Raw genomic sequence first — 15,979 nt, forward strand, 5'->3', positions numbered from 1 at the left:
GAGCAGTTTTGCCTGTGTTGTTGGTCCGCCGCGATTCTTTGAGGGGGTAGGGCTAGACAGTTTTGCTGTCGCTCTCTACCTGTAGCGCCGGCCTGCCAGCTGCTGTTCCTGCCAACCCCGCGTGGCTAATGGCCAGCCAGCCATATAGTTCGTGCACCGGCATCGGGCGGCCGATGCCAAAGCCTTGTGCCAGATCACAGTGATTGACCTGCAGCCACTCCAGTTCGCTGGCCGTCTCGACGCCTTCGGCGACAACCGACAAGCCAAGTTCACGGCACAGCACGATGGTCGAGCGCACGATGGCGGCACTTTTAGGTTGTTGGTCAACCCGGGTGATGAAGGATCGATCGATCTTCAGTTCATGGACCGGCAGCGTTCTCACATAGGCCAGTGAGGCATGGCCGGCACCATAGTCGTCGATCGATAGCTTGACGCCCAGCCGAGCGAGCGCGAGCAGGTGCTCGTGCGCCCGCTCGGGGTCGTCCATCAGGGCGCTTTCAGTGATTTCGAGACAGAGCATTTCAGCCGGCAAGGACGTCTGGATCAGCAACCGTTGTAGCCCATCGATGAGCGCTGGGTTGAGCAGGTCGAGTGCCGATATGTTGAGCGAGGCCACGAGCTCCACGCCATCGCGCCGCCACTGCGCGGCGTGGCCAACCACCTCGCGAATCAGCCAGGGTGTGATCTCGCGAATGAAGCCGGTTTGCTCTGCAAACGGGATAAACAGATCAGGTGCAATCAGTCCCCTGAGCGGATGTTGCCAGCGCAACAGTGCTTCAACCCCGCTGATGCGAGCGTCCGCAAGATGCAATTTTGGTTGGTAATAAATGACGAAATCATTTCGCACCAGGGCATCGCGCATCTCGCCGAGCAAGGTGAGTTGCTCATGCTGCACCACGTCCTCGAGTTCCGCCGCAAACGCAAAACTGTCGTGCCGGCGTTTGGCCGCCTTGATGGCCAGGTCGGCGCGCCTGAGCAAGGCGGTGGGATCATTACCATCATCCGGATAAAACACGACGCCCAGGCTTGCATCGATATCCAGTCGCTGGCCATCGAGGCGCATCGGCCGGCGTAGCGCGTCCAGAATCATCTGTATGTGCCCGGCACTGGCGGATCTATCGCTGCCTTTGTACAGCATGGCGAACTCGTCACCACCAAGTCGCGCGACCAGGTGGGGCGTGGCAACGCAGGCGCGCAGGCGCGCCGCTATTTCGCCAAGCATGCGGTCGCCCACGGCATGGCCCAGGGCGTTATTGATCGGTGCGAAGCGATCGATATTGAGGATCACCAGGGCACCATGTTCACCTGCGCTGGCGGTGGCGAGTGCTTCCATGAAATGTGCCCTGTTGGGCAGGCCGGTCAAGCTGTCGACATAGGCCAGGCGGGTTATCCGCTCTTCGCGAATCACGATGTTTCTGCGCATCAGAGCCAACGCGCGCAGCAGTACCTGCACTTCCGGGCCTCTACCGTGAGGAATGCGCTCGTTGTAATGGCCAGCGGCGATTGTTTCGGCCACGGCGACCGCTTCACCTATGGGTATGACGATGGAGCGCGAGATCAACAGGGCCAGCAGGGCGCCGAGTAGCAGCGCGCTGGCCGTGATCGCGACTATTTGCAGGCGTGTGCCACTGGCGGACTGCTCAAACCGCTCGACCTCCAGGTTCATCAGTGCTTGTTGACGCGCCGTCAGACTCAATGTCTCATCCAGTAGCGCCTTCAGTGCAGCGTCTGTTTGCCGCTCGAAGTGCGCTCGAGCCTGAGTCAGGCCTTGGATTTCAATGAGCTCGACCGTCTCCTGAAACAAGGCACCATAGCGTCGACGCAACTCGGTAACCTGGGCGATATGCGCTTGCGGGTAGGCCCGATTGTCCGCCTGTGCCAGGCTGGCGATGGCCGCATCCGATGCCGTCATGGCGGCATCCATCTGCGCATAGAGAGGGATTCGCCGATCCCGCTCCGGGGTTTGCAACAGGCGCAGCAGCTGGATGGCGGCGTATTGCGAGTGCTGGTTTGCGCGCTCGGCGAGTAGGGCGAGTCGGGCGGGCTGATCGACGAACTCGTGCATGCTAGCGCCCAGTGTTTCGAGGCGCTGCGAGGCCATCACCGAGAGAGCCAGCAACAGCCCGAGCAGAGCGGAGAACGCCAGGATCAACCGGCTGCGAATCGAGGCGAGCTGGGCGAATCGCTTCAGGGTGTCACCGATCATGCTGGTGTGCCTCCTTACTGTGCGGGGCTTGCTTGCGCCCGGCTACAGGCGGAAGGCGGCAACCGAGGCCTGCAATCCTGCGGCTGTTTGCAACAGTTCGCCGGTGATCGTTGAAAGCTGATCGGTAGCCTGTTTATTGGTCCTGGCCATCTCGACGATGGTGCGCACGTTGCCGGCAATCGCCTCGCTTTCCCGGGCCTGGTCAGCCGCCAGTGCAGTCAGTTGTTCAAGGTTGTCGAGGGAATCCTGGGCATCGGTCTGTAATGCCTCCAACGGGACGGCGATGCTCTGTATCAAACCCATGCCGTGCTCCATGCCGCGCTTGCCCGCGTCTATGTCGCGGGTCGCATTCTGGGTCTGTTGATTGATCAGGGTCATCACCCGGTCAATTTCTTCGGTGACATCCGCGGTGCGGTTGGCCAGCGTACGCACTTCATCGGCGACGACCGCGAAGCCTCTGCCACTGTCACCGGCCCGTGCCGCCTCGATGGACGCGTTCAGCGCCAGGAGGTTGGTTTGATCGGCGATCTGACGGATCAGGCTGACCGCCCCCGCGACTTCTTTGGCGCTCAGGCCGAGCCGGGCGACCGACTGGGCCGAGCCATCGACGGCCGTGGCGATCTGGGCGATTTCCGCGGCAACCACGCTGATGGCCCGCGCACCTTCCTGCGCCAGGTCGCGGGCCTTGAGGGCCTGGTCGCGGGTGGTCGAAACGTTACCTGCCATCGCGCCGATGCCCTGGGATAACTGGGCGATGGAACGATCGATAGAGCACGCCAGTTCGTTCTGCAGTGCCGAGTCCGCCTTGACCTTGGCTGCGGGCACCCGCAGTTGCTCGGCCGCCGAGTCTACCTGTGCTGCGCTGCTCAGGATCGAGCCGATAACAGTACGCAGGCGTTCGCACATGCTGCGCATGCCCGCCAACAGTTTGCCGATTTCATCCTTGCCGGCCTTGCCGACCTTGTCGATCGTGAGGCTGAGGTCGCCGCCGGCAATCCGATCAGCCGCCATTCCCGCGCGATCCAGCGGCTGGGTGATACTGCGGGTCATATAAATCGCCATCAGCAGGCCCGCGATCAAGGCGCTGAAACCCAGGGCGAGCACCAGCTGGATAGAGCGTTCGGATGCCTGCACTGCCTGTGCCTGGCGTGCCTGCATGGACAGTTGCTGCTGCTCTGCCAATGCCGCTGTTTGCGCCAGCAGGGCATTGAGTGCGCTGAGAGTCGGCCCCGTCATAAGCTGCACGGCCGAGGCTCGCTCGCCCACTTCCAGCTCTTCTACCGTGGCACTGAAGTGCGTTTCATAGGCATTGCGCAGGCTTTCCAGGCGGGCGAGCATCGCCTGCGACTCAGGCTCGCTCATCAGTGCGCGAAAGCCCTGCAGGGCTTGATCGATCTCGGCGTTCTGCGCGTCGATCTCCTGGTAGATGGTGGTTCGCTGTTCGCGGTCTTCAAGGACGAAGAGCAGCAGTAAGCGACTGGCTGCCGTTTCGGCGTGCAGGTTGATGGCTGAGGCAAGCTTGGCACGCGCGGCATCCCCTTCGACGACGTCGTGCATGCTCTGGGCCTGCTGATCGAAGCGTTGCAGGCTGATGAGGACAATGGCCAGAAGAAATACCAGGACGATGGCATAGCTGGTCGTCAGGCGCTGGCGAATGCTCATCGCAGTGTGTCTTTATGCATGTCGTTGTCGCTCCATGAGGCTTGTGCGGTGCAGGGCGCACTCGCTTGCAGCCTTTATCAGCTGAATTTCCGTGCAATGAAGCGATCCAGGGCGACAGCGCCAGGACCTTTCGCCAGCAACAGCAGCAGCACCGTGGCCCACACACCGTGTGTCGGGTAGGCATCGGGGTAGACCAGCAACTGGATGATCAGGGTCATGAGTAGCAGCGCCAGGGCGGAAAAGCGCGTGGCCAGGCCCAGCAGAATCAGGGCCGGAAAAATGTGTTCGGCAAAGGCCGCCATGATGGCCGCCGGTTCGGGAGTGATCAGCGGCAGGTGATATTCCTCCTCAAACAGATAGACCGCCGAGTCGGAGAGCTGTGGCATACCGAATTGAAACTCGCCGGAGACGATATCGAGGGCAAAGCCTTGCACCTTGGTCTGTCCGGATTTCCAGAAAACCGCCGCGATGGAAAACCGTCCGAGCAAGGCAATCAGCCAATAGGGCGTTCGTTCGAATAAGGCAATCAACCATTTGATCAGCTGTACCGGACGGGCTTGATGCATAGGGGGTTATTCCTGAAGGGTGAAGTGGGTGATGGCGCCGCCGCGTATCAGCAGCGCCAGTGCGTTACTCAGGTCGAAAGGCGCGGCGCTGTGCACCGCATCGGCGAAGCTCGCACCGCTGCGCAGGCAGTCGATGAACTGCGCGGCGCCAGCTTCAATGCGGACAATCTCCACCTCGAGGCCCTGACGGATCAGCAGCGCCGCTTCGCCAAGGTCGAGGTTTATCTCGCCCAGGCTGTTGGCTGGCGTTTGCCCCTGATGGGCGATCCAGAGCGATACCACGGCGTAGCGTGAACGTACTGTCTCGAGGGCGGGGTGCAGGCTGAAACGTACACGGGCGAGGGCATTCGCATCGGCCAACAAGCCGGCCAGGTCGGCCATTGGCAACGCGCTTGCGTCTGCAGCGTGATAGGCCTGCACATAGCGCATTTCCAGGCGGGCGAGATCGGCCAGGTAGGGCAGGCCGGAGGCGGGCGGGAAGCCTTGGACAAAGTCGGGGAACGAGTCGCCATACCACGCCAGTACCGGTGAACGGGGCGGCTCGGCGCGAACGTACAGGCGCGCCATGGCGCGGAAAAACTCTTCGCCGAGCATGGCTTGGGTCACCGGGTAGGTGTCGGCCAGAGCATCGATGAGGGAAACCGTGACGTTGTTGCGATAGACCGCAAAGCGCTGGGCCGGATCCGAACCGTTCCAGGCACGCAGGCCCGGCGGGCAAACGCCGGCGTCGCCGAGCAAGGTTGCGGCGAAATCGTCATGGACACTCATGCCGGTGCTTTCTGCGGCTCTGTGCCGGGCACGCGGTCCCTGAACAGGCGCTCCATGATGGCGTCCGCCTGCCGGGCTTCTTGCAGCAGTACCGCCAGCTCAGGAATAGCGTTGTCGCGTTCGATCAGTGTCGGTTTGGGCCCTGTCAGCCCCAGAGTAAAGGCATAAAGCGCCCAGACGGCTTGCGCCACGGGTGCGCCATGGCTGTCGATCAGCAGTGGCTGACCGATGGAGTCCGTCGCTTCGGCAAAGCCGGCCAGGTGAATTTCGGCGACTGCATGCAGCGGCAGGCCGAGGATGTACTCATGGGCATTGCCGCCATGATTGACGCTGGCCACATGCACGTTGTTGACATCCAACAGCAGCCCGCAGCCAGTGCGGCAGACGACATGGCTGATGAATTCGCTCTCGGCCATGGTCGAGGCAGCGAACTGAACGTAAGTGGCGGGGTTTTCCAGCAGCATGCGCCGCCCGAGGCGCTCCTGCACATGGTCTATATGGGCACAAACATGCGCGAGGCTCTGCGCGGTATAAGGCAGTGGCAGCAGGTCATTGAAAAATCTGCCGGCATGACTGGACCAGGCCAGGTGTTCGGAAAACGACTCTGGCTGGTAGCGCTCCAGCAGTGCGGCCAGGCGCGCCAGATGCTCTTCATCCAGCGGGCCCTGACCACCAATGGACAGGCCGACACCATGGATGGACAGCGGATAGCGCGCGCGAATCTTTTCCAGGTAATAGTGGAAAGGCCCACCCGCCACCATGTAGTTCTCGGCGTGGACTTCAAAGAACCCCAGCTCGGGCGTTTGCGCGAGCACATCGCGAAAGTGTTCGGGCTTTAAACCGATGCCGGCACGGCTCGGCAACACGGGGGAGGCTGCGCTGGCAGCGTCCCCCATGAACGGTGTATCGCTGAGAGGTTGATTCATGGGAACGCTCCGCGACCGTTCATTCGTCGATCAGGCGCTTTTTGCCTTGAATTCCTGGAGTTGGCCAAAGCCGGTGGGGGAGGTCGGTGAGGCGGTTTGTTCGCATGTACCCTTGGGCACCATGGACCAGGCATTGCTTTGATAGTCGACCTTCGAGGTGCCGGCGCAGGACGTGCCTGCACCCGCCTTGCAGTCGTTCTTGCCTTTAAGCGCTACGCCGAAGCACTTGTCTTTCTCGGCGGCGTGAGCGGTCATCGGAATGGCGGCAACTGCCAGGGCGGCGCTCAGGGCCAGGGCCAGGGCCAGGGAAGCGGTGGTTACGGCTTTATTCATGGGTCAATTCCTTTAGCGGACTCAAATGGCGGGTGGATGAGAAAGCACGACGCTGGATATCAGCTCCACGCCCTTTGGAGACATTGGCCGGCCGTTTGTTACAGCGGCGAGTTAACGCGGGAAGAGATCGATTCGATCGGTGCAGGCCAGGTGCCTGTGTGCGGAAGAACAGCATGGCGCGAGCTGTAACAAGGGCGGCCACAGCAGATCAAATTCATGTCAGTCAAATTCCCCTGGAGGATGACGTCATGAAACGCACAATCCGAGTTGCCAGCCTGATCGCCGCAATAAGCCTGGTCGGTGCTGGAGGGCTGGTACATGCCGGCCAGACGCAACTGAAACAGGACATGCAGCCGGGTATCCCGTCACACCTGGAGCAGATCCCGGTCGAGACCTACCACTACGGGATGAAGATGGATATCGCGCGGGTTCTGGCCATTAGCGACACCAGCCAGGTGTGCGATGTCGTGCCCTCGGTCATGCACTACGAAGACAGTGAGGGCAAGCTGCGGGCCTTGGAGTATCTGATTCACGGCGGTGGTTGTTACGACAATTGAGCCCGCCGACAGAAGGCAGTTGCCGGCAAGTGAAGGGCATTCGAGGGACGTCGATCAACAAGCGGGTTTCCGTGGCTGCTTGTCGACCGCCCTCTCGACGGTGGGCCATATGGGCTCAGGGCAGTGCTTGGCTCATGACCGGCTGGTGCCCAGTGGCCGGCAGTGGTTCCGTTGCGCCTTGCAACGAGGCGATCAGCGGGCAGGCAACCTTGCCCTTGCCGGCTTGGCAGGCGCACACAAGCTGGGACAACACCGATTCGATGCGCGCCAGGTCGGCCAGCTTCGCCTGCACGTCCGCCAGCTTGCGTTCGGCCAGGCGGCTGGCCTCCGCGCAGTGGGTGCCATCTTCCAGGCGTAGCAGCTCGGCGATCTCATCCAGGCTGAAGCCCAGACGCTGAGCGGTTTTCACGAAGCTCAGCCGCGCCACGTCCGCCTGTCCGTAGCGGCGGATGCCGCCGGGCGGGCGCTGCGGCTCAGGCAGCAGGCCCTTGCGTTGATAGAACCTGATGGTTTCCAGGTTGACTCCGGCGACCCTGGCAAAGGCGCCGATGGTCAGGCTTGGTCGATGGCTCTGCATAGCGCTTGATTCCGTACATGACTACGGAAGTAACCTTAAACCATCGATCAGCTACTCGAAAGGAGACAGGCATGCCGGAACAGCCAAGCGGACGCGTCCCTCTTGCCGCCGGGGGGCTCGCTGCGATTCTCGCCTCGACCTGCTGCCTGGGGCCGCTGCTGTTGATCACGCTGGGATTCAGCGGGGCCTGGATCGGCAACCTGAGCGTGCTGGAACCTTACCGCCCGCTCTTCATCGGCGCGGCACTGCTGGCGGTGTTCTTCGCCTGGCGGCGGATCTTCCGCCCGGCGCGAGTCTGCACGGCTGGGGAGGTCTGTGCCATCCCTCAGATACGCCGCAGCTACAAGCTGCTGTTCTGGGTGGTGCTGGCATTGGTGCTGGTCGCGCTCGGTTTCCCTTACTTTCTTCCATGGTTCTACTGATCAGGCGTTAGTCATGAAAAATTTATCTGGAACAGGTTTTCGCCCCAGCCCCGAAGGGATAAGGCGCAGGGATGCGCCTTGGAAAAAGCTGCTCGCATCCATCGTTCTCGCCAGCCTGTTCTCTGCTCCAGCGTGGGCCGACAGCCAGACTGTCACGCTGTCGGTGCCGGGTATGACCTGCGCCGCTTGCCCGTTGACGGTGAAGAAGGCGCTGACCAGGGTCGAGGGCGTGACCAAGGTCGAGGTCAGTTTCGACGATAGGGAGGCGCTGGTCACCTTCGATGACAGCAAGACCAGCGCGCTAGCCCTGAGCGAGGCCAGCGAAAACGCGGGCTACCCGGCTTCGTTCGAGGAGTGAGAATGAGTAACCCCAATAGGCTGTTGATGATTGGACTGAGCGACCGGGCGCTGGACGGCCCAGGTGTTGCAGCGCGGTGGGCGGACGGCGAGCAACCGCTGCACATCGCCGTCATCGGCAGCGGCGGGGCGGCCATGGCGGCGGCGCTCAAGGCCGTCGAGCGCGGCGCACAGGTCACCCTGATCGAACGTGGCAGCCTCGGCGGCACCTGCGTCAACGTCGGCTGCATACCGTCGAAAATCATGATTCGCGCCGCCCATGTGGCGCATACCCGGCGCCAGAGTCCGTTCGATGGCGGCTTGTCCGCCGCGACCCCGGCCGTATTGCGCGCACGCCTGCTGGCCCAGCAGCAAGGCCTGGTGGACGAACTGCGCCATGCCAAATACGAGGGCATCCTGCAGCGTACCCCGGCCATCAGCGTGCTGCACGGTGAGGCGCGCTTCCATGACGGACAACATCTGGTAGTTGCGCTGAGCGAGGGCGGCGAGCGCATCCTGGCCTTCGACCGCTGCCTGGTTGCCAGCGGCGCCAGCCCGGCCGTGCCGCTGATTGCCGGTCTCGGGGACACGCCGTACTGGACCTCCAGCACGGCGCTGGTGAGCGACAGCATTCCCAAACGCCTGGCGGTGATCGGTTCTTCGGTGGTCGCGGTGGAACTGGCGCAGGCGTTTGCCCGGCTGGGTAGCGCGGTGACGATCCTGGCACGCCATACGCTGTTGTTCCGCGAAGACCCGGCCATAGGCGCGGCGCTCGGCGCTGTCTTCCGCGCCGAGGGCATCGAAGTGCTGGAACATACGCAAGCCAGCCAGGTGTCTCATGCCGACGGCGCGTTCGTCCTGAGCACCCATCACGGCGAACTGCGTGCCGACCAGCTGCTGGTCGCCAGCGGCCGCACACCCAACACCCAGGGCATGAACCTGCAGGGCGCCGGCGTGAAGCTGGACGAACGCGGCGCCATCCAGATCGACCCCGGCATGCGCAGCAGCGCAGCGGCTATCTATGCGGCCGGCGACTGCACCGACCAGCCGCAGTTCGTCTATGTGGCAGCGGCGGCCGGCACTCGCGCGGCGATCAACATGACCGGCGGGGACGTCAGCCTCGACCTGAGCTGCATGCCAGCGGTGGTGTTCACCGACCCGCAGGTGGCCACCGTCGGCTGCAGTGAGGCGCAGGCGCAGCAGGCCGGAATCGAGACCGACAGCCGCACGCTCAGCCTGGATAACGTGCCGCGGGCGCTGGTCAACTTCGATACGCGCGGCTTCATCAAGCTGGTCGCCGAGTCCGGCACGGGCCGCCTGCTGGGCGTGCAGGCGCTGGCGCCGGAGGCGGGCGAACTGATCCAAAGCGCGGCGCTGGCCATTCGCGCACGGATGACGGTGCTGGAGTTGGCCGACCAGCTATTCCCTTATCTGACCATGGTCGAGGGGCTCAAGCTCTGCGCGCAGACTTTCTTCAAGGATGTGAAGCAACTGTCCTGCTGCGCGGGATAACGGATAAATCGGCGCAATTATCAACTCGGCAACCGCTCCATCATTGCCATCTTGATTGGAGTGCGCTGATGAGCTGGCTGTATCCCACGGATGCAATGGGCTTATGCGGCGGTGCCGCTCTGCGCATATTGATCCAGCAGGGCAGCCATATCCTCGGCAAGTTCGAGTACATGCCGGGCGGGTGTCTGGCGCTGGGCAAAGGCGCGCAACCCGATGATCTGGGCCTGCAGCAGCCGAGCCAGTCGGGCGCAATCGACCTCGGGGCGCAGCTCGCCGCGCTGTTGCGCACACTCAAGAAGAGCGCGCAGTTTATGCTCGACGGCATCCAGCAACGCATTGACCTTGTGTTGCAGTTGCGGCTCCTGGTCGCCGACTTCGAGCAACGTCTTGACGAGCATGCAGGCCCGCGCAGGAGGCGCGCTGGTCGCCGTGCATGTATTGGGGGTTGTAAGCCGGAAACCCAGAAATTTCCGTCAGCCGATCAACATGGCTTGTCTCGCGCTTGGTCGATGAGTTCCTGCATCGCCCGCATGACTTCTTCGTGGGTGTATGTTGGCGCTGATGGAAAATTGACCCTGCCGATTGAAATTTGACCCAGGGCGGATTGCTGATTTTGTTACCAGCAACTGTGGATAAGTCTACCAGCGCAGCTGCTGTTGCCCCCACTCCTTCGCTAGCCCAGTTCAGTTGTTTAAGACCTGCCACACGCAGCCATGTAGCAGGCCGTCGTCGCCATGAAATCAGAACGGCTCATCGTCCTCCGGTTCCTGGCTGCCCTTACGCTTTCGCTCCCGTGATTTGATCTTGGCCTGGGCCGCCAAGCTACTGACTGCCACATCGCCACCAACTGCGCCCGCAGAGCCCCGGTGCGGTTGGATTTACCTTACAACATTGTAATGAAGTTTTTCGAAACGGGCTCGGTAGGAGCGTGTCATAATTCAGTGTCTGCTAACAGGCTGATGAGCCGTATCGGTCAGTAGGCACCGACGACATACAACTATCGAACCCTGGAGAACGCAATGACAAACTCAATGTTCGCTTCCTGTATCCAAGCTTGTTCGAACTGCGCCCTTGTGTGCGAAACGTGCGCCTCTGCTTGCCTGCGTGAGGATGACGTAAAAATGATGGCACGCTGCATCGAGCTTGACCGCGACTGCGCGGACATTTGTAGGTTGGCCGCCATACTGATGAGTCGCGAAAGTGATTACGCTAAAGAATTTTGTGCCCTTTGCGCCAAGATCTGCCGTGCATGCGGAGAGGAATGCGCGAAACATCAAGTGGATCACTGCCAAGAGTGTGCCAAAGCGTGCATGAAGTGCGCTGAAGAATGCGAGCGCATGGCTGCGTAACATTCGCGACTTGCTGCTCTGGCAAAGCTCGTCATCTCGTTGCCAGAGCAGCTTCGCCGGAATGACCTTATATCCCAGCATGTGCAGTTGAAGCTAAGCCAGCTGACTTGCTAGCAGAAAAGGCCTAGATATCCGCTGGCCGAGCTCACCCAAACCGTAAGCGTTCATTCCACGACGTACTGGACTTACTTTACGTCCCGAAGGGGCCTTAGCAATTCCGGTGAGACCTTGTACTGTTTCGTGCCGTTCTCGGCCAGGACGATCACGCTCTTGCGGTTGATCTTGGTGACGATCCCCATAGTCAAGCCAGTTCGGCTTTCGAAGGTCACCTTCAGCCCCACGTGCAGCCGACTCAGCGCCTGCAGGTTTTCTTGATCTTGCAGTTCATCAATGCGCCGGCAGATCATTCGGTTCAGCTCCAATAGCTGATCGATGCTCATGTCTTCAATGCGCATGGAGGGTGCCCTTTGGCTGTGCGGTCTGTCGATCAGAATGGCGCGGATCGATCAGCGAGCGTAACGGATTATCGGCGAACCGGGTCTTCCAGAGCCGAGGCGTCAGGTCAGCGACCTTGCTGGCCGGGTGCTGACTGATGCGCTGCAGCACGTCCACCAGATAGGTGTACGGGTTGATGTCGTGCAGTTTGCACGTAGTGATCAGGCTCTGGATGATGCCCACGTGTTCCGCGCCGAGTTCAGTCCAGCAGAACAGCCAGTTCTTGCGTCCCATGGGAATGGGGCGCAGGGCCCGTTCCAGGTGGTTGGTGTCTGGCTGGACGTCTGGGTCTTCCAGGAAGACGGTCAGGCTGGCTTCACGGCTGAGCACGTAGTTCAGTGCTTTGGTCAATAAATCACTGGGCAGCAGACCGCCCTGTGCCAGTTGATCCCGGCACCATTGGAAGAAGTCGCTGACCACCGGCTTTGAGTGGAGCAGCCGGTACTGGCGTTTCTTTTCGCCGGTCAGTTGCTGGACGCGGATCTCTTCTTCGTTGGTGTATAGCTTGGCAATCTGCTGAAGGGCTTCGGTGGCAGTTATCGGGTGGTCCTTCTGCGCCTCAATGAAGTAACGACGACTGTGCACCCAGCACTGCGCGTGGATGATGTTCTGCTGTGCGGCGGCATAGCGGGCATAAGCAGCATAGCCGTCACTGATCAGAGTTCCGCTGAACTGTTCGTTCAGTACCTGCTCGATATGGGCTCGGCCTCGACTGTTCGAGTAAGTGAACACCACTTCATCGGCATCGCCGTATAACGGCCAGAACCAGCCGGATTTCATCTTGCCTTTTTGTGGGCCTGCCCGACCCTGGTGGCCAGCTTTAATCGGCGTCTCATCCATCGCCAACACCCGGCTGCGCAGAACATTGTCGGTCTGGGCATCCACGATCGGCCGCAGCAGATCAATAGATCGCTTGATCAGATTGGTGAGGGTGCTGCGGCTGAGGGTAATACCCGCTTGCTGGATGCGTTGGTGTTGGCGATACAGCGGTAGGTGAAACTGGAACTTGTCGACCATCAGACCCGCCAACAAGCTGACGTCGGCCAGGCTGTTGTCCAGTACGTTGGACGGGGCCGGCGTGGTCACGGGCTTGTCGCTGCCCTTGCGCCGAAATACGGGGCGTTCCACTTGCAACACCACGTAACTGGACGTCCGCTGGGCCAGCCGATAGGTCGTTTTGGTGCCAAGGATGTCGTACTGGTCGGCGTCGGGGCCGCTTAGCTCCGGCGGCAGGTGTTCAACAACTTCCACTGGCACGTCCGCTGTAAAACGCAGACCCGTATCGTTCAGGCAGTCGTCGTCCCGCTGTTTCTTTCCGGTGCCTCGCTGATAAGCCCGAACCGGGCGTTTCTCCGCATCGAGAGGCTTCTCCGGGCTAGCCGCATCATTCGATTGGAACAGGCCGCCCTGCTCCGGGAGGTCATACACCTGCTTCTCGGACTTGGGGCCGAACAGCTGCTTCTTGAACCAGTCCAACTGCCGCTGCATGACCTGTAGCTGCTCACGCAACAGGGCATTCTCCTCGGCCAGTACCGAGTAGGAAGGGGCGTTGGAATAGGACGCGGAAGCCATTGAATTCATGGCCGATATTATACCGGAACACAACCCGCTACGTGCCCCGAAAACGCTTGAACTGACGGTACTTTTGCACCTCGATACCGTCAATCAGCAACTGGAGATCAGTCAGGTTTAAGGGGCGCTGTCCCGAAGAAGACGGCCGTACCCGGAACTGCCCCTGCTCCAGTCGCTTGGCCCACAGGCAGTAGCCCGTGGGCGTGAAATACAACATCTTCATTTGGGTCTTGCGACGGTTAACGAAGACAAAATACTGCCCGCTGAGCGGATCTTGCTTGAGTTGATTGCGGACCAGAGCGCTCAGCCCCCGGAAGGATTTGCGCATATCCGTGGGCTCGGTGCACAGCCAGATCCGGGCCTGGCTATCCAGACCGATCATCTGATCTGGCTCAGCCTTAGCTCAACACCATTACCCAGGCTCAGCACGATATTCCAGCCGCTTCCGGGAGAGGCCGAGTCATCCATCAGCGATGACAGATCCAGGAAGCTGGCATAACCAGAATCCGCAGCCTCACCGACCGGCTGACTCAACAGGCGCTTGCGCCAACTACAGAAGCTGGCATAACCGAGTTTGTGCTCCTTGCAGAACTGCGTGGCCGACAGGCCGCTGTCACGCTGCTGACCGATTAGGACTTGCCACTGTTCTGCGGTGCGGTGTTTTCTCATGGGGTTGTAAGCCGGAAACCCAGAAATTTCCGTCAGCCGATCAACATGGCTTGTCTCGCGCTTGGTCGATGAGTTCCTGCATCGCCCGCATGACTTCTTCGTGGGTGTACGACTTGGCGTTGGGGTCGTCGGCCTCTCGGAGAGCTTCCTCGACCTCGCGGGTCATCCGCGCATATTCTTCCGGCCACAGCGCTTGCTCCATGCGCAGCGACGCCTGCCCAAGCAGGTGCAGCAGGCCGAACAGCCGCATGTCATTGGTGGCGACGACGTGCTCTCGAATCCGCTCCTGGATCACCTCGCAGGCCCGATGCGCCTCTGGCGTCGCCGTGCCCTCGTAGCCGGCTGGGAGTTCTGCTTCTTCAGCGATTCGCGCCCAAGCGATAGCCAGCGCCTCGATGGTGGACAGGTTCATTTGCTCATCCACTTGCGCAGCAGACGCTTTTTCAGGGAGGCGCGCTCTTGCGGATTGCGTCCCTTGTGGTTGGCAATGCGATCCGCCGTGGCGGCCTGGCGCTTGATGGGCCAGTAGGAGCGGCCATCCTTACCCATCGACCAGACGTTGCTGACCTGGTTTTCCAGTAGAGGCAGATGGGCGCATAGAGCTTCCGGCGACGCGCTGGCCAGCGCGGTGCGCTCGTGGGTTCGCCAGCGCTGATGCCAGAGTTTCTTGTCCTCGCGCTCGCTACGGCAGGTCGTGTGCCCAACGATGGGCGTTTTGCGGCGGCTGCGGCTCATGATGTGGTTGTCTCCAAGAACATTCAGGACAGGCTTTCTGGGTAGAGCGCCGTCAACCGGGACAGGGTTTCTTGCACTTGTTCCAGCGAGGTCATCAGATGATCAACCTGATCCTGAAGATCCACGGCGAGATCAAATAGCTCAGCCACTCGGCTGCGTGATCCCTCGTTGAACGCGGCCATTGCCAGTTGATGCAGCTTCAACAGGTCGGTGCGCAGTTGCGGAGGTGCGCCGTCTGCGCTGTCATTCAAATCGCCGCGCAGCACGTCCACGGCATCGACTGCACGCAGCAGTGCCGTGGTATCGAAATTCTCGGGAGTCAGTTCGTCCCATTCGTCGTCGGTGATGCGGGCTGCCATCAGGAGAGCTCCGATTAAGCGGTTGCGAGCGTTAGATGCCCGATCGGCTCGGCTGCTGGCCGTACCTTGATTTCGATGTCGTAGCCGAGGCGATTCAGACAATCCATCAGCTTGCGTTCGGATAGATTGGTGAAGTCGCCGCGCATCATGCCCGACACCTTCGGTTGCGGGATGCCCATGCGTTTGGCCGCCGCTTGTTGAGTCAGCCCAAGGGCGCGCATGGCCCTCCTGATCTCGACCACCAGGCCGGTCTTGATCTTGAGCTTTTCAGCGTCAGGCAGTCCAAGGTCGGCAAAGACGTTGCCCGAGCTGCGCTGAACCTCGACGCCTTCAATGATTCGTTTTTGCATTTCGTAGCTCCTGTGCCAATACCTCGGCCACCTTCAGCCGAGCGCGGATGATGTCCATGTCGGCCTTTGGCGTGGCGATTCCGCTCTTGCTCTTCTTCTGGAAGCAGTGCAGGACGAACACCGCTTCCGCAAACTTGACCGTGTATACCGCTCGATAGGTGCCGCCGGCATCGTCTTCGACGACCTCCAGCACGCCGGCACCACCGAACCCCTTGAGCACCTTTGCTGCGTCATCCTGATCGCCTATCTGCGCCAACGAGAGCGCGTAACCGAAACGGCGACGCACGTCGGACGGCAACGCCATCAAATCCTTGTGGCTGCTCGCGATCCATTCGAGCGGTTTTTCTTTGTTTGTCATGACGGAATTTTATACCTGTTCAGGTAATGATGTAAACGCGGCAACCTCAAGGAGGTGTCGTAAAACATTTGTTTTGCGACAGGCTGTCAGCCGCCGCTGTTGTCATTTTCAGAAGACGACTGCACCAATTGACGGGGCGTAACGCCAGGTGTGCAGTCGGCTCCTGACCACGCAATATCAGAAGTCATCTGCACCAATCTCGACTATGCTCAATACTCGTGTGCACC

Annotated in this window: 21 protein-coding genes and 3 pseudogenes; 5 read left to right on the forward strand and 19 right to left on the reverse strand. The window is 60.9% G+C overall.

Going from position 1 to position 15,979, the window contains the following annotated elements; translation table 11 throughout:
* Positions 1–52: 52 nt before the first annotated feature.
* The 7 genes and pseudogenes from BHD08_RS22245 to BHD08_RS22270 form a co-directional block, all read right to left on the reverse strand.
* Complete coding sequence (locus BHD08_RS22245) at positions 53–2,206, reverse strand: bifunctional diguanylate cyclase/phosphodiesterase (RefSeq protein ID WP_125025095.1); 2,154 nt, start codon at positions 2,204–2,206, stop codon at positions 53–55.
* 42 nt (positions 2,207–2,248) lie between these two features.
* Positions 2,249–3,121 carry a methyl-accepting chemotaxis protein gene (locus BHD08_RS23590; RefSeq protein WP_375708264.1) on the reverse strand — a complete coding sequence of 291 codons (873 nt, stop codon included), beginning with the start codon at positions 3,119–3,121 and terminating at the stop codon, positions 2,249–2,251.
* Positions 3,107–3,868, reverse strand: a pseudogene (locus BHD08_RS23595) (MCP four helix bundle domain-containing protein); the annotation flags it as partial. The pseudogene BHD08_RS23595 and the gene BHD08_RS23590, both read right to left, overlap by 15 nt.
* Before the next feature lie 77 nt (positions 3,869–3,945).
* A complete protein-coding gene (locus tag BHD08_RS22255) occupies positions 3,946–4,434 on the reverse strand; it encodes a DoxX family protein (RefSeq protein ID WP_125025099.1) in 489 nt (162 codons plus the stop codon).
* A gap of 6 nt (positions 4,435–4,440) precedes the next feature.
* Entirely contained in the window at positions 4,441–5,202 is a 762-nt protein-coding gene (locus BHD08_RS22260) for a DUF2063 domain-containing protein (RefSeq protein WP_125025101.1), read from the reverse strand.
* Positions 5,199–6,128 (reverse strand): DUF692 domain-containing protein, encoded by a 930-nt coding sequence (locus BHD08_RS22265; protein WP_256678763.1) that lies wholly within the window; start codon positions 6,126–6,128, stop codon positions 5,199–5,201. Before BHD08_RS22265 ends, BHD08_RS22260 begins: the two co-directional genes overlap by 4 nt.
* A gap of 30 nt (positions 6,129–6,158) precedes the next feature.
* A complete protein-coding gene (locus BHD08_RS22270) occupies positions 6,159–6,461 on the reverse strand; it encodes a DUF2282 domain-containing protein (RefSeq protein WP_125025103.1) in 303 nt (100 codons plus the stop codon).
* A 248-nt stretch (positions 6,462–6,709) separates the two neighbouring features.
* On the opposite strand from BHD08_RS22270, the gene BHD08_RS22275 reads away from it, so the two are divergent.
* Positions 6,710–7,018 (forward strand): DUF2790 domain-containing protein, encoded by a 309-nt coding sequence (locus BHD08_RS22275; RefSeq protein ID WP_160128699.1) that lies wholly within the window; start codon positions 6,710–6,712, stop codon positions 7,016–7,018.
* Positions 7,019–7,133: 115 nt separating this feature from the next.
* Here the strand turns inward: BHD08_RS22275 and merR are convergent, their stop codons facing one another.
* Positions 7,134–7,595 carry an Hg(II)-responsive transcriptional regulator gene (gene merR / locus BHD08_RS22280; RefSeq protein ID WP_125025107.1) on the reverse strand — a complete coding sequence of 154 codons (462 nt, stop codon included), beginning with the start codon at positions 7,593–7,595 and terminating at the stop codon, positions 7,134–7,136.
* 71 nt (positions 7,596–7,666) lie between these two features.
* Between merR and merT the strand changes: the two genes are divergently transcribed.
* From merT to merA, 3 genes and pseudogenes are all read left to right on the forward strand, one after another.
* Complete coding sequence (gene merT, locus BHD08_RS22285) at positions 7,667–8,017, forward strand: mercuric ion transporter MerT (protein WP_125025109.1); 351 nt, start codon at positions 7,667–7,669, stop codon at positions 8,015–8,017.
* Positions 8,018–8,030: 13 nt separating this feature from the next.
* Positions 8,031–8,375: a mercury resistance system periplasmic binding protein MerP gene (gene merP / locus BHD08_RS22290; protein ID WP_125025111.1), complete on the forward strand. Its 345-nt coding sequence runs from the start codon at positions 8,031–8,033 to the stop codon at positions 8,373–8,375.
* 77 nt (positions 8,376–8,452) lie between these two features.
* Positions 8,453–9,865: pseudogene (gene merA / locus BHD08_RS22295) on the forward strand (mercury(II) reductase); the annotation flags it as partial.
* A 101-nt stretch (positions 9,866–9,966) separates the two neighbouring features.
* Here merA and BHD08_RS23295 read toward each other — a convergent pair.
* Together BHD08_RS23295 and BHD08_RS22305 are read right to left on the reverse strand one after the other, a co-directional pair.
* A complete protein-coding gene (locus BHD08_RS23295; protein WP_256678764.1) occupies positions 9,967–10,263 on the reverse strand; it encodes a TetR family transcriptional regulator C-terminal domain-containing protein in 297 nt (98 codons plus the stop codon).
* A gap of 342 nt (positions 10,264–10,605) precedes the next feature.
* Positions 10,606–10,692: pseudogene (locus BHD08_RS22305) on the reverse strand (AAA family ATPase); the annotation flags it as partial.
* Positions 10,693–10,884: 192 nt separating this feature from the next.
* Here BHD08_RS22305 and BHD08_RS22310 point away from each other — a divergent pair.
* Positions 10,885–11,214: a four-helix bundle copper-binding protein gene (locus BHD08_RS22310; protein WP_032489165.1), complete on the forward strand. Its 330-nt coding sequence runs from the start codon at positions 10,885–10,887 to the stop codon at positions 11,212–11,214.
* A 185-nt stretch (positions 11,215–11,399) separates the two neighbouring features.
* Here BHD08_RS22310 and BHD08_RS22315 read toward each other — a convergent pair whose 3' ends face one another.
* Genes BHD08_RS22315 through BHD08_RS22355 form a run of 9 tightly spaced genes read right to left on the reverse strand, consistent with a single transcriptional unit; the run spans position 11,400 to position 15,752 of the window.
* Positions 11,400–11,669, reverse strand: coding sequence for a hypothetical protein (locus BHD08_RS22315; RefSeq protein WP_003458515.1), 270 nt, complete (start codon positions 11,667–11,669; stop codon positions 11,400–11,402).
* Positions 11,659–13,290, reverse strand: a complete 1,632-nt coding sequence (locus BHD08_RS22320; protein WP_004423346.1) for an IS66 family transposase — start codon at positions 13,288–13,290, stop codon at positions 11,659–11,661. The genes BHD08_RS22315 and BHD08_RS22320 overlap by 11 nt, the downstream gene beginning before the upstream one ends.
* 28 nt (positions 13,291–13,318) lie before the next feature.
* Positions 13,319–13,663 (reverse strand): IS66 family insertion sequence element accessory protein TnpB, encoded by a 345-nt coding sequence (gene tnpB, locus BHD08_RS22325; RefSeq protein ID WP_004423345.1) that lies wholly within the window; start codon positions 13,661–13,663, stop codon positions 13,319–13,321.
* Entirely contained in the window at positions 13,660–13,950 is a 291-nt protein-coding gene (locus tag BHD08_RS22330) for a hypothetical protein (protein WP_004423344.1), read from the reverse strand. Before BHD08_RS22330 ends, tnpB begins: the two co-directional genes overlap by 4 nt.
* A gap of 40 nt (positions 13,951–13,990) precedes the next feature.
* The gene (locus BHD08_RS22335) at positions 13,991–14,362 is read right to left on the reverse strand and encodes a hypothetical protein (RefSeq protein ID WP_023294894.1); all 372 of its coding nucleotides are present in this window, start codon (positions 14,360–14,362) and stop codon (positions 13,991–13,993) included.
* Positions 14,359–14,685 carry a hypothetical protein gene (locus tag BHD08_RS22340; RefSeq protein ID WP_000091614.1) on the reverse strand — a complete coding sequence of 109 codons (327 nt, stop codon included), beginning with the start codon at positions 14,683–14,685 and terminating at the stop codon, positions 14,359–14,361. The genes BHD08_RS22335 and BHD08_RS22340 overlap by 4 nt, the downstream gene beginning before the upstream one ends.
* A gap of 23 nt (positions 14,686–14,708) precedes the next feature.
* Entirely contained in the window at positions 14,709–15,044 is a 336-nt protein-coding gene (locus BHD08_RS22345) for a hypothetical protein (protein ID WP_000741275.1), read from the reverse strand.
* Positions 15,045–15,058: 14 nt separating this feature from the next.
* Positions 15,059–15,394 carry a helix-turn-helix domain-containing protein gene (locus BHD08_RS22350; RefSeq protein WP_001172026.1) on the reverse strand — a complete coding sequence of 112 codons (336 nt, stop codon included), beginning with the start codon at positions 15,392–15,394 and terminating at the stop codon, positions 15,059–15,061.
* Complete coding sequence (locus tag BHD08_RS22355; RefSeq protein ID WP_003151133.1) at positions 15,375–15,752, reverse strand: type II toxin-antitoxin system RelE/ParE family toxin; 378 nt, start codon at positions 15,750–15,752, stop codon at positions 15,375–15,377. Before BHD08_RS22355 ends, BHD08_RS22350 begins: the two co-directional genes overlap by 20 nt.
* Positions 15,753–15,979 lie beyond the last annotated feature (227 nt).

Source organism: Pseudomonas sp. SCT, assembly GCF_003864275.1.
Classification (GTDB): Bacteria; Pseudomonadota; Gammaproteobacteria; order Pseudomonadales; family Pseudomonadaceae; genus Stutzerimonas; species Stutzerimonas stutzeri_AE.